The organism is Chromobacterium haemolyticum, assembly GCF_009936155.1.
In the GTDB taxonomy this organism is placed as follows: Bacteria; Pseudomonadota; Gammaproteobacteria; order Burkholderiales; family Chromobacteriaceae; genus Chromobacterium; species Chromobacterium haemolyticum.
Genome location: NZ_AP019312.1, coordinates 1,895,015 through 1,918,874, shown reverse-complemented (window position 1 = coordinate 1,918,874; position 23,860 = coordinate 1,895,015). Strand labels below are relative to the sequence as shown.

At 62.9% G+C, this 23,860-nt stretch carries 14 protein-coding genes; 3 read left to right on the top strand and 11 right to left on the bottom strand.

The genetic code is table 11. The features are described from left to right. Nucleotides 1–146: 146 nt before the first annotated feature. The 8 genes from GYH29_RS08755 to leuC all read right to left on the bottom strand — a co-directional run bounded on the left by GYH29_RS08755 (nt 147) and on the right by leuC (nt 7,080). A complete protein-coding gene (locus tag GYH29_RS08755; RefSeq protein WP_019102611.1) occupies nt 147–1,157 on the bottom strand; it encodes an aspartate-semialdehyde dehydrogenase in 1,011 nt (336 codons plus the stop codon). 153 nt (nt 1,158–1,310) lie between these two features. Next, nucleotides 1,311–2,423, bottom strand: coding sequence for an aspartate-semialdehyde dehydrogenase (asd, locus tag GYH29_RS08750; protein ID WP_039755586.1), 1,113 nt, complete (start codon nt 2,421–2,423; stop codon nt 1,311–1,313). Nucleotides 2,424–2,604: 181 nt separating this feature from the next. Beyond that, a complete protein-coding gene (gene leuB / locus GYH29_RS08745; RefSeq protein ID WP_019102609.1) occupies nt 2,605–3,669 on the bottom strand; it encodes a 3-isopropylmalate dehydrogenase in 1,065 nt (354 codons plus the stop codon). 13 nt (nt 3,670–3,682) lie between these two features. Further along, the gene (locus GYH29_RS08740; protein ID WP_107732389.1) at nt 3,683–3,994 is read right to left on the bottom strand and encodes a hypothetical protein; all 312 of its coding nucleotides are present in this window, start codon (nt 3,992–3,994) and stop codon (nt 3,683–3,685) included. Further along, the gene (locus GYH29_RS08735) at nt 3,991–4,770 is read right to left on the bottom strand and encodes a class I SAM-dependent methyltransferase (protein WP_081573969.1); all 780 of its coding nucleotides are present in this window, start codon (nt 4,768–4,770) and stop codon (nt 3,991–3,993) included. The genes GYH29_RS08740 and GYH29_RS08735 overlap by 4 nt, the downstream gene beginning before the upstream one ends. Before the next feature lie 14 nt (nt 4,771–4,784). Then, on the bottom strand, nt 4,785–5,423 hold the full coding sequence (gene leuD / locus GYH29_RS08730; protein ID WP_161523546.1) for a 3-isopropylmalate dehydratase small subunit: 639 nt from the start codon (nt 5,421–5,423) through the stop codon (nt 4,785–4,787). Nucleotides 5,424–5,516: 93 nt separating this feature from the next. Next, nucleotides 5,517–5,654: an entericidin A/B family lipoprotein gene (locus GYH29_RS08725; protein WP_081544472.1), complete on the bottom strand. Its 138-nt coding sequence runs from the start codon at nt 5,652–5,654 to the stop codon at nt 5,517–5,519. A 19-nt stretch (nt 5,655–5,673) separates the two neighbouring features. Continuing rightward, nucleotides 5,674–7,080 carry a 3-isopropylmalate dehydratase large subunit gene (gene leuC / locus GYH29_RS08720; protein ID WP_161523545.1) on the bottom strand — a complete coding sequence of 469 codons (1,407 nt, stop codon included), beginning with the start codon at nt 7,078–7,080 and terminating at the stop codon, nt 5,674–5,676. A gap of 170 nt (nt 7,081–7,250) precedes the next feature. Here leuC and GYH29_RS08715 point away from each other — a divergent pair, with 170 nt between their 5' ends. Together GYH29_RS08715 and GYH29_RS08710 are read left to right on the top strand one after the other, a co-directional pair. Next, nucleotides 7,251–8,030 (top strand): helix-turn-helix transcriptional regulator, encoded by a 780-nt coding sequence (locus tag GYH29_RS08715; RefSeq protein ID WP_019102603.1) that lies wholly within the window; start codon nt 7,251–7,253, stop codon nt 8,028–8,030. 203 nt (nt 8,031–8,233) lie between these two features. Further along, nucleotides 8,234–9,052: a hypothetical protein gene (locus GYH29_RS08710; RefSeq protein ID WP_161523544.1), complete on the top strand. Its 819-nt coding sequence runs from the start codon at nt 8,234–8,236 to the stop codon at nt 9,050–9,052. Nucleotides 9,053–9,071: 19 nt separating this feature from the next. Here GYH29_RS08710 and GYH29_RS08705 read toward each other — a convergent pair whose 3' ends face one another. After that, entirely contained in the window at nt 9,072–9,620 is a 549-nt protein-coding gene (locus GYH29_RS08705) for an ankyrin repeat domain-containing protein (RefSeq protein WP_161523543.1), read from the bottom strand. A gap of 351 nt (nt 9,621–9,971) precedes the next feature. On the opposite strand from GYH29_RS08705, the gene GYH29_RS08700 reads away from it, so the two are divergent. Further along, nucleotides 9,972–10,406, top strand: a complete 435-nt coding sequence (locus GYH29_RS08700) for a hypothetical protein (RefSeq protein ID WP_161523542.1) — start codon at nt 9,972–9,974, stop codon at nt 10,404–10,406. 82 nt (nt 10,407–10,488) lie between these two features. On the opposite strand, the gene GYH29_RS08695 is transcribed toward GYH29_RS08700, so the two are convergent. Together GYH29_RS08695 and GYH29_RS08690 are read right to left on the bottom strand one after the other, a co-directional pair. Further along, complete coding sequence (locus GYH29_RS08695; RefSeq protein WP_161523541.1) at nt 10,489–10,875, bottom strand: hypothetical protein; 387 nt, start codon at nt 10,873–10,875, stop codon at nt 10,489–10,491. 9 nt (nt 10,876–10,884) lie between these two features. Next, on the bottom strand, nt 10,885–23,844 hold the full coding sequence (locus tag GYH29_RS08690) for a hemagglutinin repeat-containing protein (protein WP_161523540.1): 12,960 nt from the start codon (nt 23,842–23,844) through the stop codon (nt 10,885–10,887). Nucleotides 23,845–23,860 lie beyond the last annotated feature (16 nt).

Below are 23,860 nucleotides of genomic sequence, written 5' to 3'. Positions count from 1 at the left end.
ATCTTAGGCCCTGCCGCAGTTTTTAGCTAGATTTCATAATGACGCCGTTTGCGCGCGTTTTTCGACTCCGCCATGAAACAGGGCGACACTCTCGCGAATGCCGCCCTATGCCCGCGCCATGCGCGGCTTCGGCCAAACCGCTTAAATCAGATCAAACCATTCTGCTTCAACAGCGTCTCGGCGATATTCACGCAATTGAGCGCCGCGCCCGCCTTCACATTGTCGGCGGCCAGCCAGAAGCTCAGCGTCCGGCCCTTGCCGCGCAGACGGCTGACCCACACCGCTTCATTGCCGGTAGCTTCCATTGGCGTCACATAGCCGCCCAACTTGTCAGCGGCCACTACTTGCAAGCCTGCCGCAAGCAGACGCTTACGCGCTTGCTCCATGTCAAATTCATGTTCGAATGCCGCATTCACCGCCCACGCGTGGCCGAAGAACACTGGCACCCGCACGCAGGTGGCTTCCACTTGCAATTGCGGCAAGTCCAACAACCGCGTCAGTTCGCGCTCCACCGAGCGCTCTTCTTCGGAGGTGCCGTCCGCGTCCAGCGCGCCGATCTGCGGCAGCACGTTAAAAGCGATGCGCTTGTCGTAAACCCGGCTTTCTGTCTCGCGCTGCGAGAACAGCGCCGTGGTCTGATCCGCCAGCTCTTCCATTGCAGCCTGCCCGCTACCGGACACCGATTGATAAGTGGCCACCGACACGCGCTGCAAGCCCAGCGGGCGCAGCGCCGCCAGCGCCAGCGCCAGCGGCGTCACCGTGCAATTGGGCACGGAGGCGAGCGCGGCTTCGCCGGCGTCCGCCAGCAAGGCGCCGTTGATGGAGGGAATCACCAGCGGCACACTGTCGTCCTCGCGGAAGGCGGAGCTGAAATCCACCACCGCCGCGCCAGCCGCGCGCGCTAGCGGCGCGTACTCGCGCGCCAGTTCGCTGCCGGCGGCGAAGATGGCCAGCGCCACGTTTTCGAAGGCAAAACCGTCGATCGGATGCACATCCAGTTCCAGGTTGCCATAAGCGGCGGTTTCGCCTTCCTTGTCCGCCGTGTCCACGGCAAAAACCCGGCCCACGGGCAACTGGCGCTGTGCCAGCAGTTCCAGTACCGCCTGGCCCACCAGGCCGGTGGCGCCGACTACGGCGAGCTGAATAGAGTTCGACATCGCTTTACTTTCTCAATCATTCATTGCAAACAGAATACCGCACGCAAAAAAGGGCACCTAGGTGCCCTTTTCAACTCGGCCGCCCTTCTCAAAGAGCGGCCCGGCAGTAGGAGCCCGCCAACGCGGCCCCCAGGCTGCCTCCATTCTACCCTGTCAACGCTCGATCAGGATACGCAACATGCGGCGCAGCGGCTCCGCCGCGCCCCACAGCAGTTGATCGCCAACGGTGAATGCGGACAGGTATTCGCCGCCCATCGCCATCTTGCGCAGGCGGCCCACCGGCGTGGCCAGCGTGCCGGTCACCGCCGCCGGGGTCAGCTCGGCCATCGAGGCCTCGCGGGTGTTGGGAACCACCTTGGCCCACGGATTCGCCGCGGCCAGCATGGCTTCGATCTCGTCCAAGGGCACATCGCGCTTGAGCTTGATGGTCAATGCCTGGCTGTGGCAGCGCATCGCGCCCACGCGCACGCACAAACCGTCCACCGGCACCGGATTGGCGGAGCGGCCCAGGATCTTGTTGGTTTCCACGCCGCCTTTCCATTCTTCCTTGGACTGGCCGTTGCCCAGATCCTTGTCTATCCACGGAATCAGGCTGCCGGCCAGCGGCACGCCAAAGTTCTGGCAGGGAAAATCGTCCGCGCGCAGGAAGTCCGATACTTTGCGGTCAATATCGAGAATGGCGGAAGCCGGGTCCGCCAGCAGGCCGGACACCTGGGCGTTGATCGCCCCCATGCCGGACAGCAGTTCGCGCATATTCTGTGCGCCTGCGCCGGAGGCGGCCTGGTAGGTCATGGAAGTGGCCCACTCCACCAAATCGTTCTGGAACAAGCCGCCCAAGGCCATCAGCATCAGCGACACGGTACAGTTGCCGCCGACGTAGTCCTTGACGCCGCGCGCCAGGCCCTGCTCTATCACCGCTTTATTGACCGGGTCCAGGATGATGATGGCGTTGTCTTCCATGCGCAGCGCGGAAGCCGCATCCACCCAGTAGCCGTTCCAGCCGGCGGCGCGCAGCTGCGGATAGACTTCATTGGTGTAATCGCCGCCCTGGCAGGTGACGATCACATCCATGGATTTGAGTTCGGCGATGTCCTTCGCGTCTTTCAGCGCCGGGGTGTCGCGGCCGATGTCAGGGGCCTTGCCGCCCACATTGGAGGTGGTGAAGAACACCGGCTCGGCAATCACCGCAAAATCATTCTCTTCGCGCATGCGCTGCATCAGCACGGAACCCACCATGCCGCGCCAACCTACAAAACCTACTCTCACTGGGGTTTCTCCTGGTATCTGTCTGTCAAATCGTCGCGCCCGCCTATGCGGCGGGCGGCTGTAATGTTGTCACCCCATTGTGCAGCGCGATAAAGCACCAAGCAATGGGGTATTTCATTTTTATTGTATTCAAATCAGAACAGACGGTTCGCCCCGCGAAAACCGGGCGTACCGTCCGGGTTCAGAGCGCCGACACCACCGCATCTCCCATCGCCGAGCAGCTGACTTTTTCGCAACCGGCCTCGTAAATGTCCGCGGTGCGCAGACCGCGCGCCAGCACGGTCTTCACCGCGTTCTCCACCCGCTGCGCAGCGTCTTCCAGGCCGAATGTGTAGCGCAGCATCATCGCCGCGGACAAGATGGTGGCCAGCGGATTGGCCAGATTCTGGCCGGCGATGTCCGGCGCCGAACCGTGCGAGGGTTCGTACAAGCCCTTGTTGTTTTCGTCCAGCGAGGCCGACGGCAGCATGCCGATGGAACCCGTCAGCATCGAGGCCTCGTCCGACAGGATGTCGCCGAAGATATTGCCAGTCACCATCACATCGAACTGCTTGGGGTTGCGCACCAGCTGCATCGCCGCGTTGTCCACGTACATATGGGACAACTCCACCTGCGGATACTCCTTGGCCACGTCTATCATCACCTCTTTCCAGAACTCGGTGGTTTCCAGCACATTGGCCTTGTCCACCGAGCACAAGCGCTTGTTGCGCTTCATCGCGATGCCGAAGGCGACGTGGGCGATGCGGCGCACCTCGCCCTCGCTGTAGCGCATGGTGTTGTAAGCCTCGCGCTCGCCCAGCTCGTTGACGGCGATGCCGCGCGGCTGGCCGAAGTAAATGTCGCCGGTCAGTTCGCGCACGATCATGATGTCCAGGCCGGACACCACCTCGGGCTTCAGCGTGGAGGCGTTGGCCAGCTCCGGGTACAGGATGGCCGGCCGCAGATTGGCGAACAGGTTCAAATCCTTGCGGATAGCCAGCAGGCCGCGCTCCGGCCGCAGCGGACGCTCCAGCTTGTCGTAGGCCGGGCCGCCCACCGCGCCCAGCAGCACCGCGTCGGATTCGCGGCACAGCTTCTGGGTGAACTCCGGATACGGCTGGCCAAAGGCGTCGTAGCCGGCCCCGCCCAAGGGTGCCTGCTCGGTTTCGATCGGCAGGCCGTCCTTGCGCAGCACTTCCAGCACGCGTTGCGCCTGGGCGATGATTTCCGGACCGATGCCGTCACCCGGCAGAATGGCGATTTTCATGGTGTTTTCCTTTTCAGTCTTGATGACCGCGCCGGGTCAGCCGCTCAACCAGCGCCCGCTCGCAACATTTGAATACGATATAAGCCGCCATCGCGGCATAACCGGACGCCAGCAATTCCAGCAACTGGCGCAGCGCGCCGTCCATCGCCGCCTGCCAGCCGGCGTCCAGCCACAGCTTGAAATTCAATTGCAACAACAGCGCCAGATTGACCGTGCCCGCGCCGAACACCAGAAAGCTCAAGCCCAGCAGCGCGAAGGCCCAGCAGGGATGGCGATGCAGCCAAGCCATCGCGCCGCGCCGGCCATCGCCGCGGACGGCGTTCATGTTCTGGCCCACAGCACCATCACGTCGGAACTGAAACTGCCGTCCGCCTCGATGGCGAAGTAATCGCGCACCTCGCTACCCATCCGCTGTTGCAGCAGGCGAACGGCCGCGGCCATCTCCGGCGGCGTGCGCATGCGCGCGGTCCAGGCGTCGAAGGCCAGCCGCAGCCGCTGACGGCGCAGGCTGTCCACCGCGAAACCGGCCTCGGCCAGCATCATCAGCCATTCGCCGGCGCTGTAATTGCGCACATGGCTGGAATCGCGCAACACTTCCACCGCCTGCAAATGCGTGTCCAGCAAGGGCTGCCCCGGCGACATCACGTCTATCAGCGCCAGCCGGCCGCCCGGTTTCAGCACCCTCCGCGCCTCGCGCAGCGCCAGGCCCACATCGCCCCAGTGATGGGCGGAATAACGGCTGAACACCAAGTCGAAGTCGCCGTCGGCGAAGGGCAGGCGTTCCGCCGAACCCTGGCGCGTGCTCAGATTGTCCAGCCCGCGCCGGGCCGCTTCCGCCGCCACCACCTCCAACATGGCGGCCGACAGATCGTAAGCCACTACCTCCCGCGCCGCCTCCGCCACCTGGAAGCCGACATGACCAGCGCCGCAGCCCAGGTCTAGCACCCGCGCTGCGCCATGTTCCGCCGCCGCCTGGCGCAGCTCGGCGAACTCCGCGCCTTCCGCATGCACTTGGCTGCTCAAATAGGCGGCGGCCTGGCCGCCGAACTGCTGCTCCACATGCTGTTTATGCCCGTGGCCGCCCTGCTGTGGCGTGTTCACTCAACCTCCTTTGCTCAGGCGAACAGCCACGGCTGCTCGCCGCGGCGCTTGGCTTCGAAAGCCTTGATCTCGTCCGCGTGCCGCAAGGTGAGGCCAATCTCGTCCAGGCCGCCCAGCAGGCAGTGCTTGCGGTGCTCGGTAATGTCGAAGGAGAACACCTGCCCGGCCGGCGTGCTCACCGTCTGCGCCGCCAGATCCACCGTCAGCTGATAGCCTTCGGCGGCCGCGCACTCGCGGAACAGCTGATCCACCGCGTCCGCCGCCAGCACGATGGGCAGCAGGCCGTTCTTGTAGCAGTTATTGAAGAAGATATCGGCGAAACTGGGCGCGATCACCACGCGGAAGCCCTGGTCGTCCAGCGCCCACGGCGCGTGCTCGCGGCTGGAGCCGCAGCCGAAATTCTCCCGCGCCAGCAACACTTGCGCGCCTTGATAGCGCGGTTGATTGAGTACGAAGTCCGGGTTCAGCGGCCGCTTGCTGTTGTCCATGCCCGGCTCGCCGTGATCCAGATAACGCCATTCGTCGAACAGATTGGGGCCGAAGCCCGAGCGCTTGATCGATTTCAAGAACTGCTTGGGAATGATGGCGTCGGTATCCACATTGGCGCGATCCAAGGGACAGACCAAACCGGTCAGGGTGGTAAATGCTTTCATCGTCAATGCCGTTTCCGGGCGCGAACGCCCGCCTTCAATTAGAGAGTGCGCAACAGAGGCCGCCCCGGCGGACGCCGGGGGCGGACCGCCGCATCACATTTTGTTGGACACGTCCTTGGCGGCATTTTCAATCGCCTGCCCGCCCTTGGACACGTCTTGACCCACGCCCTTCACCGTATTGCAAGCGCTCAGGGTCAGCGCGGCCAGTACCAACAACAGCAGTTTTTGCATGATTCTCTCCTTGGAACGGTTACAACGAACGCACATCGACGAAATGACCGGTGACGGCGGCAGCCGCCGCCATCGCCGGACTGACCAGATGCGTACGGCCGCCCTGCCCCTGACGACCCTCGAAATTGCGGTTGGACGTGGACGCGCAGCGCTCGCCAGGCTGCAGACGGTCCGCGTTCATCGCCAGGCACATCGAGCAGCCCGGCTCGCGCCACTCGAAGCCGGCGGCCAGGAACACCTGGTCCAGCCCCTCGGCCTCCGCCTGCGCCTTCACCAGGCCGGAGCCCGGCACCACCAGCACCTGCTTCACGTTGGCGGCCTTATGGCGGCCCTTGGCCACGCTGGCGGCCTCGCGCAAATCCTCGATGCGGCTATTGGTACAGGAGCCGATGAAGACAATGTCCACCGCGATGTCGTGAATGGGAGTATTAGCCTGCAAGCCCATATAGCTGAGTGCGCGCTCAATGCCGTTTTTCTTCACCGGATCGCTTTCCCGCGCCGGGTCCGGCACCGCGCCGTCGATATCCACCACCATCTCCGGCGAAGTGCCCCAGGTCACCTGCGGCAGGATCTCCTCCGCGCGCAGCACCACTTCCGCGTCGAATACGGCGCCCGGATCGGAACGCAAAGTGCGCCAATACGCCACCGCCCGCTCCCACTGCTCGCCCTTGGGCGCAAACGGCCGGCCTTTTACATAATCGATGGTCTTCTGGTCCACCGCCAGCATGCCCGAGCGCGCGCCGGCCTCAATCGCCATATTGCACAAGCTCATCCGGCCTTCCATCGACAGGCTCTCGATGGCCTCGCCGGCAAACTCGATCGCATAGCCGGTGCCGCCGGCGGTGCCGATCTTGCCGATGATGGCCAGCGCCACATCCTTGCCGGTGATGCCGCGGCCCAGCTTGCCATCCACCCGCACCAGCATATTCTTGGATTTCTTGGCCACCAGGCACTGCGTGGCCATCACATGCTCCACCTCGGAGGTGCCGATGCCATGCGCCAACGCGGCGAAAGCGCCGTGAGTGGACGTATGGCTATCGCCGCACACCACGGTCATGCCCGGCAGCGTGGCGCCCTGCTCCGGCCCCATCACGTGCACGATGCCCTGACCCTTGTCCTTGAACGGGAAGTACGCCAGCGCGCCGAAGGCCTTGATGTTGGCGTCCAGCGTTTCCACCTGCTGGCGCGAGATCGGGTCCTTGATGCCCTCGTCCCAATGATCGGTGGGCGTGTTGTGATCCGCGGTGGACACCACCGAATCCACGCGCCACAGCGGGCGGCCCGCCAGCTTCAGCCCTTCGAACGCCTGCGGGCTGGTCACCTCGTGCACCAGGTGGCGGTCGATGTACAGCAAGGCCGTGCCGTCCGCCTCCTGGCGCACCACGTGGCTGTTCCATAATTTGTCGTACAAGGTCTGTGCGGTCATGGTGTTTGCTCGAATCCGGTTATTCAACTTGAGACTGCCGCCGACGCCGCGGGTTTCCGCGCATCGGCCACAGGACTTTGTTCCGTGGACTTATCTTGGAGCCAAACTTTCCCGGCAACAAGCCAGTTGCTTATACTAGTAGCGATACTAATACCTAGAGCCCTGCCCCCATGACCGCCAGCAAAGACAGCGCGCCGCTGGGCCAATTCATCCGCGCCCACCGCGAACGGCTGAGCCCTGAACAAGCCGGCCTGCCGCCCGGCCAGCGCCGCCGCGCCAAGGGCCTGCGCCGCGAAGAAGTGGCCGCGCTGTGCGACATCAGCACCACCTGGCTGACCTGGATAGAACAGGGCCGCACCCAATCCGTGTCCGCGCCCACCCTGGCCCGGTTGGCCGAGGCCTTGCGCCTGACCGCCGCCGAGCGCGACTACCTGTTCAACCTGGCAGGCCTCAAAGACCCGGAACCGGAATGGCGCGGCCCGTCCGAACAGGCCAAGGCGCTGTTAAAGCAGGCCACCGCCCATATCGACTCCCCGGCCTACGTGCTGGACGCCGAATGGCGCGCCGTGGCCTGGAACCCGCCGGCCCAAAGGCTGTTCCGCGACTGGTTGGGCCGGCCGGACGCCAGCCGCAGCCTGCTGGACTTCATCTTCCTGGCCCCGGAAGCGCGCAGCTTCATCGACCAATGGGCGGAACGCGCCGGCCGCATCGTCGCAGAGCTGCGCGCCGATCTCAGCCCGCGGCTGAATCAGCCCGCCGTGGCCGCTATGATTGCGGCGCTGGAAGCGACAAGCCCGGAGTTCCGCCAATACTGGCAGCAACAGGACGTCCAGGGCCGCGAGGGCGGCAGCCGCGTGTTCCACCACCCCAGCGCCGGCCGCATCGAGCACCAGCAAATCACCCTCAAACTGGCCCAGGCGCCGGAATACAAGCTGGTGATGCTGCTTTAAGATCGACATCCCAAACAAGACGAGCCAAGGCAGAAAGAGAGAGCACAGAAACCACAAAATGGGAAAGGAATGATGGCATACAGTCCAGCCATGCCGTCGACATGACCGTTTCTTTATATTGGCCGCCGCCGAGCTTGGGCACACTGCGCCGCATCCTAACCACGGCGGCGCCTGACGCCGCCTCCCTCGCTCAGGAGCGCTCAATGAAAATTTCCAGCGACATGCTCAGCCGCATTCACCCGCGCGGCTGCGCCGACCCGGACACCCCGCCGCAAACCGCGCTGGCCGCGGATATCCGCAGCGCCGTCAACAACAGCGCACGCCCGTCCGCCATCACCCGTTCAAGCCCGCACGCCGCGCCGCCGGCCGAATCCGCCCGACGTTTGGTACCCGACACCCTGCAAGGCATTCTTGCGCAAGCGCAGCGCCAGTTCAGCCTGTGGCTGGCAGGCCGCCCCCAGGAAGACGCGCACAACCTGCTGCGCAACTACTACACCTCCATCGTCCACGACCATATCGACAATACCGCCGAGGCCGTGGCCCGCCAATGCCTGCCCCAAGCGCCCAGCAGCCGGCTGGCGGAACAAGCCAAGCACTACCGCGCCTTCGTCATCGACACCTCCGCCGCGCGCTTCCCCAGCCAGGCGGAGTACTTCCGCAAACAAGCCGGCCCCAGCCTGCTCAACAACCATCTCAGAGGCATCAGCACCCAAGCCGGACTCAACGACAAAGACCCCAAACACCAGGCCGCGCTGAAACAACTGGTGGAACACTGCGCCGTGCAGCTGGCCGTCCGCCTGCAGCAACTCAGTCCGCTAAACTTGCGCGATACGCTGGAACAAGCCCGCTGCGACTATCTGCGCGGCCAGGCGCCCGAGCATGCCGCGCCCCAACCGGAGCAGGACATCATCGCCCCGCTGCCGCCGGCCGAGGCCATCCTCCGACGCAACAAGGCCAACAGGCTCAAAGCCCACCGGGATTCCCGTCAGATCAACTTCAGACGGCTGACCGGCTTTAACTAAGCGCGGCTAAAAACCACGTTCACACCCCGCCCAGCGCCCGCAGCATCGCCGGCCGCTGGGCCTTGGGCAGCTTGGCCACATAGTCCCGCGCCGACTGATCGTACTTGTCCCTGTCCTCCAGCGAGGCGCCGTGCTTGAGCAGATCGGCCACCAACTGCGGCGCGCCGCTCAACACCGCCGCCATCAACAGCGACATCTGCGAAAAGCGCGTCGACACATTCACATCCGCGCCATGCTCCAGCAGCAACTTCGCCGCCGGCGCATTGCGCGCCTCCGCCGCGTAGAACAGCGGCGTCTTGCCGTCGTAGACATCCGCGTTCACATCCGCGCCGGCTGTCAACAAGGCCGCCACCGCCGTCGGACGGCCGCTCTGAATCGCGTACACCATGGCCGAGCTGGCGCCGTTGTCCAGACCCTGGTTCAAATCGCAATGATGCTGCCGCGCATACTCGACAATCGCCTGCTCCGAACCACGCAGCACCATCTTCCAATCCTGCTCCGAGCACGCCGCCGACGCCTGCGCGCAGACCAAGATCAGCGCCAAGCCGGCCAAGCTTCTCAATCGCATGGCTCCCCTCCCAATCAGCTAAAAGCCGCCACTATAAGCGCAAGCCTGCCGCTTGGCTCCCCCGCGCCCTTGACCCGACCGGCTCGCGCCGCCACAATCATCCGCGTGCCGACCTACATCCGGCACTGGGACTGGAACCCCAAAAACTTCACTCTCAGCGAACGGGCCGCTTTGCGGCCCTTATTGTTCGCAGCCTGAGCACGCCCATACGGCGGGCGCAGGCTGCGGGAACGGCTTCGGCCGTGCCGAGAGGAGAGTGAATCGGTGTTCCAGTCCCGTGGTCTTGCGCCCGCCTCCCGACTGGAACCGAGAAGCGGGGACATCATGCACGCTCTCATAGGAGTATCCCTAATGTCCCAAGCACTTCCCCCGCGCCGTCATTACCGGCCTAAGCCTCACGAAACCCAGGCCACGCAACTGCCCTTCGTCCGCTACCTGCCGCAACGCGGTCAGCCCCACCATTGGCAGATGCCGCCCGCCGACGACTACGTGGACGCCTGCGCCTACGGCCGCGAATGCGCCGCCCACCTGGCCCAATACCTGAAAGACAATCTGGACCGCCACAACAAGGGCCTGCTCGGCAAGATCGCCTACGATATCGACTTCCGCGACCCTCACCATGCCCGCGGCTATTGGGTGGGTTTCTTCAACTACGCGGAGCAGCTGATGGTGTTGGGCGCGCTGCGCTGCGACGTCTTCCAGCACGTGGACAGCGTGCACGCGATGCAACGCGCGCTAATCGCCAAAACCGAGCTGGAAGGCAAAGCGCCCGGCCGCAATAGCTAAGACGTAAAAAAACGGCGCGCCGGATTGGCGCGCCGCTTTCAAATTCTCGCTCATTAAAAAATCTTAACCCCAGCAATTCAAATCAGCCCAGCTTTGTTAAAAACACCTCTTTAATCAACTCCATATCTTCTCTCAGCCCATCCGCCTCTTCGTGATAGGTTTCAAAAAACTGCTCATCCACTCCCATATAAATTTCCTTCAGCTCATGCAACACATCCCGGTCAAATGGATCATCCACTGTAAATCCATCACTTATACTTCTCACTCGCTTAAATAGCGCAGTATAAATAGCAACCCTTCTGAATTGCGACCCAAGTTTACATGGCCTCTCTAATTCATCATAAGCACATGCGAACTGCTGCCCAAGGTCGTAGCCAAAACTAGCGCCTCTTGAAAACTCAGAGTCAACTGTCTTTAACACTGCCGCATAAGTACGATAACACTCAAAATCAACTTTTTTTTCTGGCATCACAACCTCCTACTCCGTAAACACATTCAGCTTAATATTAGGATAACGCAACCTAAACTGATCCACCACGCTACGACAACTAGGACACACAGCCTTCTCAGATAAAAGATTTATCGTTCCAGACACGTTTGAAGATGGACCCAATTTTTGAGCAATGTTTTCTAAAATTTTAAACTCAGTATCACTATCCCTCAAATAAGCCCTCGCGGAATTCAAGTATTTCACTGTTGCTGCCTGAGGCTTAAGAATCCATGAACTCATATCACCACTAGGTTTTGGAGTAAATTCGTCCCAAGCTTCATCATATCGACTAAACGCCTTCATCACCAATGGCTCCTTAGACAAAGCGGGAATATTCACTTCAGCAAAAGCAGCATTACCCACATCGGCAAATTCTCGCCTAACACTTTTCACCGCAACAAGCAACCTCGCCCTAATCTCTGGCGCACTAGTATTATCCAAATATCTAACTGTTGATGTACTTACGGGAAAGTCTTGAATCAGCTTCGAAATGTCCTTCAAAACCTCTTTTGCCTGCTCCTTTTGCCCCGCACTATTAAGCCTAACATAACGACGTGAAGCTTCAACAAGGGCTCCCCCCCCTAAACCAGATGGTAGAGCATCCCCTGCAGCAAACTCGCCTAATGTGATAGCCAGCTCATTAAGACAAAGCGGGTTACTCATACACGCTCTAGCCGCTGCAATAGCTGCGGGAGTGCCTTGAGCCGTTAGGAAGGCGGCAGCCAGCACCAAGCCTTGGGAGCTGCCCTTCTGATTTGCTTTCTCAACTAATGCTCTGATTCCACGACTTTTCCCAGCATAGAGATACTGGTCTACAGTACTATCCCCAAACTGGTTATTTTCCAACTCCGTCTTCGCCGCATTCACCGTAGTCGCGGCGGTGTCCGTCCCTCCCGTGGCAGCAGACAAGCCCGCCAGCAAGCCGCTCACCAGGCTTTCTCGTTGCAACTTCTGTTCCGCCGTCATGGTGTCCGGGCTGGTTTTTTGCAACGCATCCAAAGCATTGTTCAACGCCACCGCTGCGGCGGCCCCGGCGGCTCCCGCGCCGCAACTCTGCCCGCTGGCGCTGGCTCCGCCGCAGGCCAGCGCGGCGTGCAGCACTGCGCGAACAATTTCGCCTTCCGGCGTTTTAGCGCCGCCCTCCATCCCGTCAACCAGCGCTTTCACCTGCTGAGCGCCCAGCCCTTGCAGATAGGCGATGCCGGCGTTTTGCGCCATGCCGCCAAGGCCGTTGGCCACATTGCCGCCGATACCGGCGGTGACCGCTGTGAGGATCTGGCTGTAGGCCCCGCCTGGCGCCCACTTGGCGGCATTGGCCGCCGTCGCTTGCAGGCGCTCCTTCTCCACATCGCTCTTGGCCGGATCCTTTTGCGCCTTGTCCGCTTCTTCCTTCGCCGCCTTGGCTTCCGCGGCCTTGGCGGCGGTGAACACGCTGACCTGTTCGGTCAGCGCCTGCACCACGGCGAAGGTGGTTTGCAATTGCTGCTTGTCGAACTTGTCCTGCAGGGAATTTGCGCCGTCCCTGTCGCTGCTGACATCGCGGTTGAGCGCCGCGGCGGCTTGCTCCGCCGTCTGGCCGGTCAAGGCTTGCTGGCCGGCGCTGTCGGCGATGCTCAGTTTGCCGCCGCTGACGCCGGCGCGGGTGACGCTGTCCGCGCTCTCATGGGCTGCTATCGCGCCGAAGGCGTTGGCCCCGCCTCCGTTGCCGAATTGCTGAGCATGGATATCTTGCCCGCCCACAGCGTCCATGGAGCCAAACTTGACGTCTCCACCCTTCATGCTGCCGCTGCCACCCAGGCTGATGCTGCTGCCGCTGTAGTTGGCGTGGTTTTGCACATCGCCGACGGTCAGCGTGCCGGTGCTCAAACTATTCTTGCCGTCCGCCACCGCCTTGTCGCTGCTGGCGATGACGCCGCCCATGAGATGGGTATTGCCTTTGACCGCCACTTGGAAGCCGCCGTCTCCGGCCTTGAGGCCGGACTGGTTCTGCACGCTGGCGTAGTCGTTGTCCATCTTTTGCTGGCTGTAACTGCCGCTGGCGCTGAAGCCGAGTCCAACGGTGACGCTGCCGCCCAGGCTCTTTCCGCTGCTGTGGTACTGGTGCAGGTCTTGCTGGCTCTGGATGTCCAGATTGCCGCCGACATTGGCCACGATCTCCCGGCCGCGCGCCTCCGCGCCTTTGAGCACGGCGTCCCCGCCGGATTGCAGGGTCAAGGTATTGCCGGCGTTTACCGTGGCGTGGCGTTGATCGACGGTGTCGCCGCTTTCGCGGCCGAAGGAGTGGTTGGCGTTGGCGGTGACGCCAACGCTGAAGCCCCCCTGGCCGAAAGAAGCGCCGATGCCCACGCCCCAGCCGGAGCCGCTGTTCTCGCCGCGCAAGCTGCTGCTGTCCTGCGCCGACTGCAGCGCAACTTGATTGTCCGCCTTCAGCGTCGCGTTGCGGCCGGCCTGCAATTGACTGCCGACGATATCGATATTGGAGTCCTTCCCGCCGCCGCTGGCCTGTATCAGCAAATCTCGCCCCGCCTCCAACCGGGTGTCGGTATGCGTGAGGGACTGGCTTTCCTGCTTGCTGTCGCTGCGGTTGGCGCCGATGGTGACGCTGGCTGACACCAATTGACCGTCAGCCGCCGCCTGAGCCGCTTTATACCCGTTGTACGCGGCCAATGCTGCGGTGCCCGTTGCCAAGGCGCGGGTGCGCGAATCGGCATTCTGCCCGCCCGCCGCCACCTGGCCCATCTTATCCACCGCATCCAGCGCGCTGAGCACAGGGCTGCTGACTCCGGCGGTGACGCCCCATTGGTCCATGTGATGGGTTTCGACGCGGCTATCCTGATCCACGCCGGGCCGGATTTGCACGGACTTGCCGCTCAAGGTCAAATCCTGCCCCGCCGCCAGTTGGGCTCCGGCCACTCGCACCGCGTCGGCGGCGCTGAGCGCGACATTGCCTTGCAGGCTGGTGATCTGACTGAGGGCTGCGCTTTGCTGACTGCCGCTGCCCGACGCCTTGTCCTCTGTGTGCTGGACACCGACCGTGGCGGAGTGATTGCCTCCGCCGACATTGCCCAGGGTGAAGCCCTTGTTGTCCTGACTGAACTGGTAATGAGCGGTGGCGGCCAGCACGTTGACGCTGCCTTGATCCGCCGCCACGGTCACGTCCTTCACCCCCTGCAACGCAGAGCCCACCACATTGACGTCGCCGCCCAGGCTGACCACCCGGACTTGCTCGCCACGAACCTGGCTGGGGTTGAGTTGCTGGTCGTTCTGCCTGCCGTTGCCGTCTTGCCGCGCCTGGTTGTACGGCGTGAGCGAGGTGCCGCTGTGGTTGGGCACGCCCTCCAGCGCGCGAACCAGATCGCCAAGCTGCGGCGTGTACAAAGAGGCGCGCGAAGCGTGGCTGTAGCTGCTGAAACTGTCTTGCCTGTCGTTGACGCCCGCCAGAATGTCGACATTGCCCTTGGCGAACAAGTCCACCTTGCCCCCGGCCTGCAAACTGGAGCCGACGACGGACAAGTCTCCATTGCCCGGCAGTTGCTCCGGCTTGCCGCTGGCCAGCAGCTTGATGTCGCCACCGGCCAGGATGGCGCTGCCCACGCTGCTGACGGTGCGGTTATGTTGCTGATAGCCCTGCTCCAGCGAGGAATAGGACATATCCTGGCTGCTGCTGGACAGCGCGAAGGCGGAGATCTCCGCGCCCACGCCCTTGACCAGACCAAAACCGTGGCGGGTGCTGACGATCTCTTTCAGGTTGTCGAAAGTGTCCTTCAGCGTATTGACGGTTTTCATGGAGAAGCCGCTTTGCTTCTCCACATGGCTGCGGTCCACCACCATGACGTCCCGGCCATCCTGCACCAGCACGGAGTTGGCCCCCACCGCCACGTCGCCGTTCAAGGCGCTCAGGCTGCTGCCCTGCACCAGCAGCTTGCCGCCGGCCTGCACCGTTAAGTCGCCCTTCAAGCTGCCCACCAGGCTCTTGCTTTGGCTCTGGGTGGTGCCTTGGGCGTTCATCGCGTCGCTCAGCTCTTTACTGCCTATCATGAAGCCGCCCCAGCCCGTGCCGAAGAAACCGGACTTCTTCTCGTAGTGGTACTGGAAACTTTGGCTGGCATTGGTGCCGGCCTGGACGCGGATGTCGTTGCCCGCTTGTAGCGATGCCGTGTCCGTGCTCGCCACCTGACTCGCCTGGATGCCCAGATCGCGCCCGGCGCTGACGGCGACCTTGTCCGCCGACAGATTGCTGCCCACCTGGGTGGCGCTCTGGTGAGAACTAATGTCCACCGTGGTTTTCTTGCGCATGAAGCCGCCGGACGAACGCACCGTCTTGCTGTAATCGCTGTGCAGATTCGCCACCGAACCCAAGCTGACGTCGCGTCTCGCCGCCAGCGCGGCTTCGCCGTCGCTGGACAGGCTGGCGGCCTGAGCTGCGATGTCCCGGCCGGCCAACAGCGTTAGCCCCGTCTCTCCCCGCAGCGCGCTGCCGTGCTGGGTGAAGTCGTAATTATTGTGGACATCCTGGCCCCAACTGTTGTCGCTGCGGTTCTCAGTGGCCACCGCGCCCAGTTTGATGTCGTTGCCGGCGGACAGGCCCAGCTTGCCGCCGCTGAGCAGGCTGGCGCCGTTCAGCAAGGCGTCGCCGCCGGCTTGCAGTTGCAAGTCGTTCTTGCCGGAGAGACCGGCCACGGTCAGGGAATCGGTCCGCCAGTTGTGACTGCTGCCCCCGCTGCTGCCGATATCTTGCTTGGTGTTGGCCTCGCTCTGTAGCGTCAGTTGCTTGCCGGCCAGCGCCAGCAGGCCGCCGCCGGCCTGGGCCTGGGAGCCGTTGAGGGCTAGATTGCCACCGGCTTGCAGCAGCATATCGCCGCCAGCCTGCAGCTGGGAGGCATGGCGGGTCTGGTCCAGCGTCGAGTACGCGCCCCAACCCCAGCCATTCCAGCTACCCTGGCCTTGCTTGCTGTCCAATGTGGATTGCAGGGTCAGCTCATTGCCGGCCACGGCCAGCAGCTTGCCGCCGGCCTTGACCTCCGCGCCGCTAAGCGTGAGGTCGTGCCCGGCGTTGAAACCCAGGCTGCCGCCCACTTGCAGCGTGCTGCCGACATGGTCGACTTGCTGATAACTGTACTGGCTGCGGCCGGTGTTGCCGGCATGGCTGTAGCGGTTTTCGCGGCTGGCGATGCCCAGATCGCGGCCGGCCTGCAGTTGCGCGTCGCCGCCGACCTGCAGCTGCGCGGCTTGCAGCTTCAGATCATTGCCGGCCTGCAGCTGCAGGCTGCCTGCCTGGATCACGCTGCCGGCCTGGCTGTGTTGCTTGTCGTCGCTAACGCTCAGATCGTGGCGAGCGCCAAGACCCAGGTCGCCGCCCGCCAGCACTTTTCCGCCTTCGATGCGGATATCGCCCGCTTGCGCCAACAGGCTGTTGTCTGCTTTCAATGTGCCGCTGTTGATCAGCGAGCCATCGGCCAGCAGCTCCATATGGCTGCCGGCCAGCACCGCGCCCTGGCCGCGCAGCGATTGCTCCTGCGCCTTGGCCAGATAAACCACCGGCACCAGCACATCGTGGCTGTCGACATTCTGCTTCACCAGCCACACCATGTCCGCGGTGAGACGGGACATCTGCTCCGCGGACAGCGCCACGCCCGGCGTCAATTGGAATTGCTTGGCGTATTCCGCGCCCTGACTCATCAATTGCTGGTACTGCTGCGTCGCGTTGGCGTTGCCGCCGATGAAGCGCTTGCCGGTCAGCTCGGTCACCGCGCGGCTGACCAGTTGCTGCTCGTAGAAACCGTCGCCCAGGCGTTTTTCCACGCGGCTGGGGTCGTAGCCCAATTGTTTGAGCAGGTAGTCGGACGAGATGAAGTTGTTGTACTGGGTGAAGCGCGGGTCGGTTTCCACCAGGTAGGGCTGCGCCGGCGCCGGGCGCGTCTGGAACAGGCCGTTATTAGGCAGGCTATAGCCGCCGGCCACCGGGTTGGCCGCCTTGGTGCCGGCGGACTCCAGCAACACTTGCTGCGGCAACACCGAGGTTTTGGTCCCGTCCCACTGCGCGCCGGCTTGGCTGGTCACAGCGGACTTTTGCAGATCCGCCGCCGCTTGCGCGCCAGTCAGCGGCCCAGCCAACGCTTGCGCGGAGGCAAGGGCATCCAGCGGCTTGCCGCCCAGCTTCTTGCCCGCACTGGCCGCGTCGCCATCGGCTTGCGTCAAAGCCTTGCCCGCCGCGGTGTTTACCACCGCTGCTGCGGGCTGGTTATTGCCGGTAGTTAGAGAGATGTCGAGTTGCGAAGCCTTACCGTTGGAAATGGTGGGGGCTTGTAGTGAGAGTTTTTGGCCAGTGCTAATGGTGGCATCTAGCGACCCTAACACTTCTGTGTGCGTATCAACAATTGGGGAGGCTGTCCTTCCCCATAAAAAGTTACTTTGGGTAGTTGTTGTAACTGTCTTTAAAAGCTGCTGGCCAATGTTATTAACCTTATTCCCAGCCAACAATGTCAAATCTTCCCCCACAGAGATAGAGCTATACTTATTCTCTATTGAAGATGAGTTAACAACCAGTGAGCGCCCAGCTAATAAGCTTGCTCGAGCAGTAGACCCACTTGCAACATCTATAGCTACTTGGGTTGTAGTTGTTCTAGAAACTTCATCCTGAGCAGCAACCAAGTCGCGCCCCTTAACGGCGTAGTTCGCCCAAGCACTTGGCAACAGGTGTACGTTTGGATCAAACGGAGTGACTCCGTAATCGAGGCCTATGACCGAATACTGTCCATTTCTAGGCTCACCAAAGTAATAGAGCTCAAAGGGCTGACCAGGAAGGGATAGCACCTTGACTTCGCCATAAACCAACACCAATTGCCCTTCATTCCTTCCACCCGTTTTAGTATAAGACTGACTTATGTCTTGCAACACAACCCCATTAGGGTCTATCACAGTAATTGAACGCCTATCCGAATTCACCCCAATAATTTTAAAAGTGTGAAAATCAGCACCATACATGTCACACCCTTGCTCCGGACAACTACTCGAAAAATTAAATCCAGAAAATGAAACCTCGCCACTTCTAACTTGATTAAATAACGAAGTTTTTGCTGCCGCCCCATACCCCTTAAACGTTGTTTTAGTTTGAATGGATTTACTAGAGCTCTGGCTAATTGCCACAGGGCTTGCCTCATTACTCACCCTCCCCGCATCAATAAACATATTGCCATCGGACTGCAATGTCGCCACATGGTTAATCACCTGCCCTGCGGCCGCTCCGGCCTTGCCGATGCGCATATCCCCCTGGCTATACAACCAGCTGCCGTCGTGATTATTCAGGGTTTGCCCGATATCCAGCGCCATATTGCCGGCAGAGGCGATCAGACCCTGGCTGCCGCCGTTGTCCAGGCTGGCGGCCTGGATGGAGATATCGCCGCCGGTGATGGAGTGGGTGTTCAACACGCTGGCGGCGTTCAGTTGCAAGGCGCCGGCGCTGAGCTTGCCGCTATTGCTCAGCGCCTGGCTCAGCGCAGCGCTGAGTTTGCCCCCGGCGTTGACCTCGCCGCTATTGGTCCAGCTAACGCCGCTCAAAACCAAATCGCCGCCGGCCTGCAACTGGCCGCTATTGATCAGATTGCCGCTGCTGCTGATGCTGAGCTTGCCATTGGCCTGCAACTTGCTGCCCGCGACATGGATGAAGTCGCTGGCCAGGGTCAGGTTTAAGTCCTTGCCAGCCAGGAAAGAGCCGGAATTACCCAGCGTCACGGCGTCTATACCCAGGCTGCCCACGCTCAGCAGGCTGCCGCCGGCATTGTCCAGTCCTTGCGCCTTGATCCGCCAATCGCCGTTGCCGGCGATCTGGCCGCCGTTGTTCAATTGCCCGCTAAGCGTCACGCGGCTGTCGCCGCCGCCCAGCGCCAACAGCTTACCGCCCTGGTTGAGCAAGCTGCCGCTGTCCAAGCTCAAGGTGCGGCCGGCCTGGATCAGGCCGCCGGCATTGTCCACGCTGGCGCTGTCCAACTTCAAAGCGCCGTTGCTGCCCAAAGCGCCCTGGCGATTGTCCAGCGCTCCGCTCGCGCTGAGTTGCAAATCGCCCTGACTGCTGAGCGTGCCGCCGGCATTCAGCAAGTCCGCCGCCGTCACCTGCAGCTGGCCGTTGGACAGCACCTTGCCCTGCCGGCTATTGTCCAGCTGGCCGCTTAACTCCAGCTTGGCCGCGCTGTCACCGGCCTGGCTGAGCAGACCTTGCTGGTTGTTCAGCTCGGCGGCTTTCAGCTGCAGCTGCCCGGCCTGGATCTTGCCGCCCTGGTTCTGAGCCAGTTGCGCCACTTGCACGTCCAGCTTGGCCGCGCTTTGCAAAACGCCCTGGCGGTTGTCCAAGGCCAAGGCGCTCACCTCCAGACGGCCATTGCCGGCCAACAGGCCTTGAGCGGAGTTGTCCAGCGTCCCGCCGATGGCGACCTTGCCGTCGCCGGCTCCCAGCGCCTTGATGCTGCCGCCCTGATTGCCCAGGCTGGCCGCGTGCAGTTGCAGGGATTCGGCCTGCACCGTGCCGCCCTGGTTGTTCAAGGCCGCGCCCAGCTGCAATTGCAGCCCCTGCCCGCTGACCAAGGCGCCGCCCTGATTGTCCAGGCCTTGGGCCAACTGCAATGATTGCGCGCCCAGGCTGCTCAACGAGCCCTGCTGGTTGTTCAGCGATTGGGCCGCAAGCGTCAGGCCGCCGTTGCTGAACAAGGTGCCTTGCTGATTGTCGAGACGCTGGCGCACCTGCCATTGCGCCATGGACTGTCCCAAGTGGCGGATTTCGCCGCCCTGATTGCTGAGCGTGTCCGCTTTCAGATTCAGGTCTTTGGCGACGATGTGGCCGCCGTCGTTGTTCAAGCCGGCTTGCTTCTCCAGCTTCAACTGGCCAGCCGACTGCAGCGTGCCGACGTGGTTGTCGATGTCGGCGGCGTTAATATCCAGCTGCGCGTTGCCGGCGATCTTGCCCTGGTTGTTCAACTGGCCGCTGATCTCCAGGCTGCTGGCGGTGTCCTTGCCCAAGGCCAGGATCTGGCCTTGGTCTGCGTTGTTGACGCTGGCCGCCGTCAGTTGCAGATCCTTGCCGGCCTGGATCAGGCCCGCGCCGTTCTCCAGCTGACCGACCGTCAGCTTGAACGTGCCATCGCTGCCCAGCAGCCCGTCGTTGCGCAGCACCTCGCTGGCGCTGAGGGTGAACCCTTGCGAGCCGATCAGGCTGCCCTTGGCGTTGTTCAGCTGTCCCAGCTGGGCGTCCAGCTGCTGCTGGGCGAAAACTTCGCCGCCCTGATTGCTGAGCGTGTCCGCCTTCAGGTTCAGATCCTTGGCGACGATGTGGCCGCCGTCGTTGTTCAAGCCGGCTTGCTTCTCTAGCTTCAACCGGCCGGCCGACTGCAGCGTGCCGACATGGTTGTCGATGTCGGCGGCGTTAACCTTCAGTTCTGTATTGCCGGCGATCTTGCCCTGGTTATTCAGCTGGCCGCTGATCTCCAGGCTGCTGGCGGTGTCCTTGCCCAAGGCCAGTATCTGGCCCTTGTCGGCGTTGTTGACGCTGGCCGCAGTCAGTTGCAAATCCTTGCCGGCCTGGATCAGGCCCGCGCCATTCTCCAGCTGTCCAACCGTCAGCTTGAACGTGCCGTCGCTGCCCAGCAGGCCGTCGTTGCGCAACACATCGCTGGAGCTGAGGATAAAGCCTTGCGAGCCGATCAGGCTGCCCTTGGCGTTGTTCAGTTGCCCCAGCTGGGCGTCCAGCTGCTGCTGGGCGAAGACTTCGCCGCCCTGATTGCTGAGCGTGTCCGCCTTCAGGTTCAGATCCTTGGCGACGATGTGGCCGCCGTCGTTGTTCAAGCCGGCTTGCTTCTCTAGCTTCAACCGGCCGGCCGACTGCAGCGTGCCGCCGTGGTTATCGATATCGGCGGCGTTGATATCCAGCTGTGCGTTGCCGGCGATCTTGCCCTGGTTGTTCAACTGGCCGCTGATCTCCAGGTTGCTGGCGGTGTCCTTGCCCAAGGCCAGGATCTGCCCCTTGTCGGCGTTGTTGACGCTGGCCGCAGTCAGTTGCAGGTCCTTGCCCGCCTGGATCAGGCCGACGCCGTTCTCCAGCTGGCCGACCGTTAGCTTGAACGTGCCATCGCTGCCCAGCAGGCCGTCGTTGCGCAACACATCGCTGGAGCTGAGGATAAAGCCTTGCGAGCCGATCAGGCTGCCCTTGGCGTTGTTCAGTTGCCCCAGCTGGGCGTCCAGCTGCTGCTGGGCGAAGACTTCGCCGCCCTGATTGCTGAGCGTGTCCGCCTTCAGGTTCAGATCCTTGGCGACGATGTGGCCGCCGTCGTTGTTCAAGCCGGCTTGCTTCTCTAGCTTCAACCGGCCGGCCGACTGCAGCGTGCCGACGTGGTTGTCGATGTCGGCGGCGTTAACCTTCAGTTCTGTATTGCCGGCGATCTTGCCCTGGTTGTTCAGCTGGCCGCTGATCTCCAGGCTGCTGGCCACATCCTTGCCCAAGGCCAGGATCTGGCCTTTGTCGGCGTTGTTGACGCTGGCCGCCGTCAGTTGCAAATCCCTACCAGCCTGGATCAGTCCCGCGCCGTTCTCCAGCTGTCCAACCGTTAGCTTGAGCTGACCGTCGCTGCCCAGCAGGCCATCATTGCGCAGCACCTCGCTGGCGCTAAGACTCAGACTTTGCGAGCCAATCAGGCTGCCCTTGGCGTTATTCAACTGCCGCAGCTGAGCGTCCAACGCTTGCTGGGCGAAGACTTCGCCGCCCTGGTTGCTGAACGTTCTCCCCTTCAGGCTCAGGTCCTTGGCGACGATGTGCCCGCCGTCGTTGTTCAGGCTGGCTTGCTTCTCCAGCTTCAACTGGCCGGCCGACTGCAGCGTGCCGCCTTGGTTGTCGATGTTGGCGGCATTGATGTCCAGCCCGGCATTGCCGACAATCTTGCCCTGATTGTTCAGCTGGCCGCTGATCTCCAGGCTGCTGGCGGTGTCCTTGCCCAAGGCCAGGATCTGGCCTTTGTCGGCGTTGTTGACACTGGCGGCTGTCAGCTGCAAATCCTTGCCCGTCTGGATCAGGCCCGCGCCGTTCTCCAGCTGTCCAACCGTTAGCTTGAGCTGACCGTCGCTGCCCAGCAGGCCGTCGTTGCGCAGCGCGCCGCTGGCGTTCAGCTCCAGGCCTTGCAAGGCGGTCAATCGCCCTTGCGCGTTGTCGAGCTCCGCCGCCTTGATCTCGGCTTTGGCGTCGCTGTGCAGCTTGCCTTGTTCGCGGTTGTCGATTTTGTCCGCGCTCACTCTCAGCGTATCCGCGCCGGCGTGGCTGATTTCGCCATGTCGGTTGTCGATGGCCGCCGCGTCCACAGTCAGCGTTTTGCCCTGGCTGGCGATCACGCCGTCGCGGTTGTCCAGCAGCCCTTGCACGTCCACCAAGCCGGCGGCCGCGCCGCTTTGCGCAATCAGGCCGCCGCGGTTGTCCAGCGTCTTCGCCTGCAGTTCTAGTTGTCCGGCGCTCAACGCGCCTTGCCGCAGCTGGATGCCCTCGCCTGCGTGCAAGCGAGCCAGGCCCTTAGCACCCAGCTTGGCTTGCGAGGCGTTCAAATCCCCGTCCGCCGTCACCCGCAAATCGCCGTGGCTGGCGCCTAGAACCGCGCCCTGCAACTGGGCCTTGCCCGCCTGAATGCTCGCGTCGCCGCCGGCCAGCAATTCGCCATGGAAATCCAGGCTCGCGCGGCTGCGCAGCGTCAGCGCGCCGGTCTCGCCCAATTTGCCGTCGGCTTGTGCGCCGGCGGCCACGCTGCCCTTGCCCGCCACCGCGGCCGCTTCAATGTCGAGCGCGCCGCCCGCCGTCAGGCTGCCGTCCAGCTGGGCCGCGCCGACGGCGGCCACTTGCAGCGCGCCCTGACTGCGGGTCTGGCCGCCGTGCTCCAGCTTGCCGCCGCTGTTGAGCTTCATGTCTTGCTGACTGAAGGTCTTGCCCTTCAGCAACAAGTCGCCAGCGCTGGTCAACTGCAGATCGCCGGCGCGCGCGGCCATCTCGCCTTGTTGATTGACGCCCACCCCGGCCTCGGTGCCCACCAGGCGGATGGCGTTGGCGTACATGCCGCCCAGTTGCGCCACGTCCAGCGCAAAGGCCGGTGCGGCGGAACCATCGGCCGCCAGCGGCCTCGCCTGCAGGGTGTCGGCGTCCACCTGGTTGCGGCCCAGCACCAGATCCAGTTGCTTGGCGTGCAGTTCAGCATTGACTTGCAGCGCGCGGCTGATGATGGCGAATTTATCGACATTGCCGGCATTCAGGCCGGTGCCGCTGATGCTGACGGCGCCGCCGTTGACCTGGAAGCCGGTCAGCGCGCCCAAGGCGTTGAGCTGCGGCGTGCCGGTGCTCAGCATGGCTTGCTGGGTGTTGATGAAGCCGCAGCCGCTGCAGCTGATGCCCCATGGGTTGGCCACTACCACTTGCGCGCGCTGGCCGGCCACTTCCAGATAGCCGTTCAGCTGCGAGGGGTTGGCGTGGGTGACCTCGTTGAGGATGATGCGGGCGCTGCCGCCGGCCAGATTGGGATTGCCGCCAACATAGCCGGCCAGCTGGGTGTTGACGACTTGCGCGCTATTGTTGAGCACCACCCCTTTGGGGCCGACGTTGAATTGCTGGTACTGGTTGTGGGACACGCCGGCGGCTGTAGGCGCCGCGATCTGCACCACTGGCAGCCCGCTATTGGCCTGGATCACCGTCGGCCGCTTGCCGGCCGCCGCGCCGGGGTCGGCCACGATGTCCGCCGCCAGCGCGACGCTACCCAGGCTGACGCCCACCCACAGCGCGCATAGTTTGAAGCCGAAGCCGCGCGCGGCGGCGAATCTCGCCCCCGCCGCAGTCTGGCCGCGGCCACCGCCCTTGCCCTGCCCGCTTGCGGTTTCCTGCACCGCCATCAGTTGGCCGCGCGCTTGGTTGAAGATGATGCGATAGAGTGTTTTGTTCATGATGGCGTCGTCGAAA

What these genes read in the sequence shown, in the direction of transcription:
- leuB (WP_019102609.1), bottom strand. Translation starts at nt 3,669, where the DNA reads ATGAAAATCGCCATTCTGCCGGGTGACGGCATCGGTCCGGAAATCATC.
- GYH29_RS08690 (WP_161523540.1), bottom strand. Translation starts at nt 23,844, where the DNA reads ATGAACAAAACACTCTATCGCATCATCTTCAACCAAGCGCGCGGCCAA.
- GYH29_RS08700 (WP_161523542.1), top strand. Translation starts at nt 9,972, where the DNA reads ATGTCCCAAGCACTTCCCCCGCGCCGTCATTACCGGCCTAAGCCTCAC.
- GYH29_RS08695 (WP_161523541.1), bottom strand. Translation starts at nt 10,875, where the DNA reads ATGCCAGAAAAAAAAGTTGATTTTGAGTGTTATCGTACTTATGCGGCA.
- GYH29_RS08705 (WP_161523543.1), bottom strand. Translation starts at nt 9,620, where the DNA reads ATGCGATTGAGAAGCTTGGCCGGCTTGGCGCTGATCTTGGTCTGCGCG.
- leuD (WP_161523546.1), bottom strand. Translation starts at nt 5,423, where the DNA reads ATGAAAGCATTTACCACCCTGACCGGTTTGGTCTGTCCCTTGGATCGC.
- GYH29_RS08725 (WP_081544472.1), bottom strand. Translation starts at nt 5,654, where the DNA reads ATGCAAAAACTGCTGTTGTTGGTACTGGCCGCGCTGACCCTGAGCGCT.
- GYH29_RS08715 (WP_019102603.1), top strand. Translation starts at nt 7,251, where the DNA reads ATGACCGCCAGCAAAGACAGCGCGCCGCTGGGCCAATTCATCCGCGCC.
- GYH29_RS08755 (WP_019102611.1), bottom strand. Translation starts at nt 1,157, where the DNA reads ATGTCGAACTCTATTCAGCTCGCCGTAGTCGGCGCCACCGGCCTGGTG.
- leuC (WP_161523545.1), bottom strand. Translation starts at nt 7,080, where the DNA reads ATGACCGCACAGACCTTGTACGACAAATTATGGAACAGCCACGTGGTG.
- GYH29_RS08710 (WP_161523544.1), top strand. Translation starts at nt 8,234, where the DNA reads ATGAAAATTTCCAGCGACATGCTCAGCCGCATTCACCCGCGCGGCTGC.
- GYH29_RS08740 (WP_107732389.1), bottom strand. Translation starts at nt 3,994, where the DNA reads ATGAACGCCGTCCGCGGCGATGGCCGGCGCGGCGCGATGGCTTGGCTG.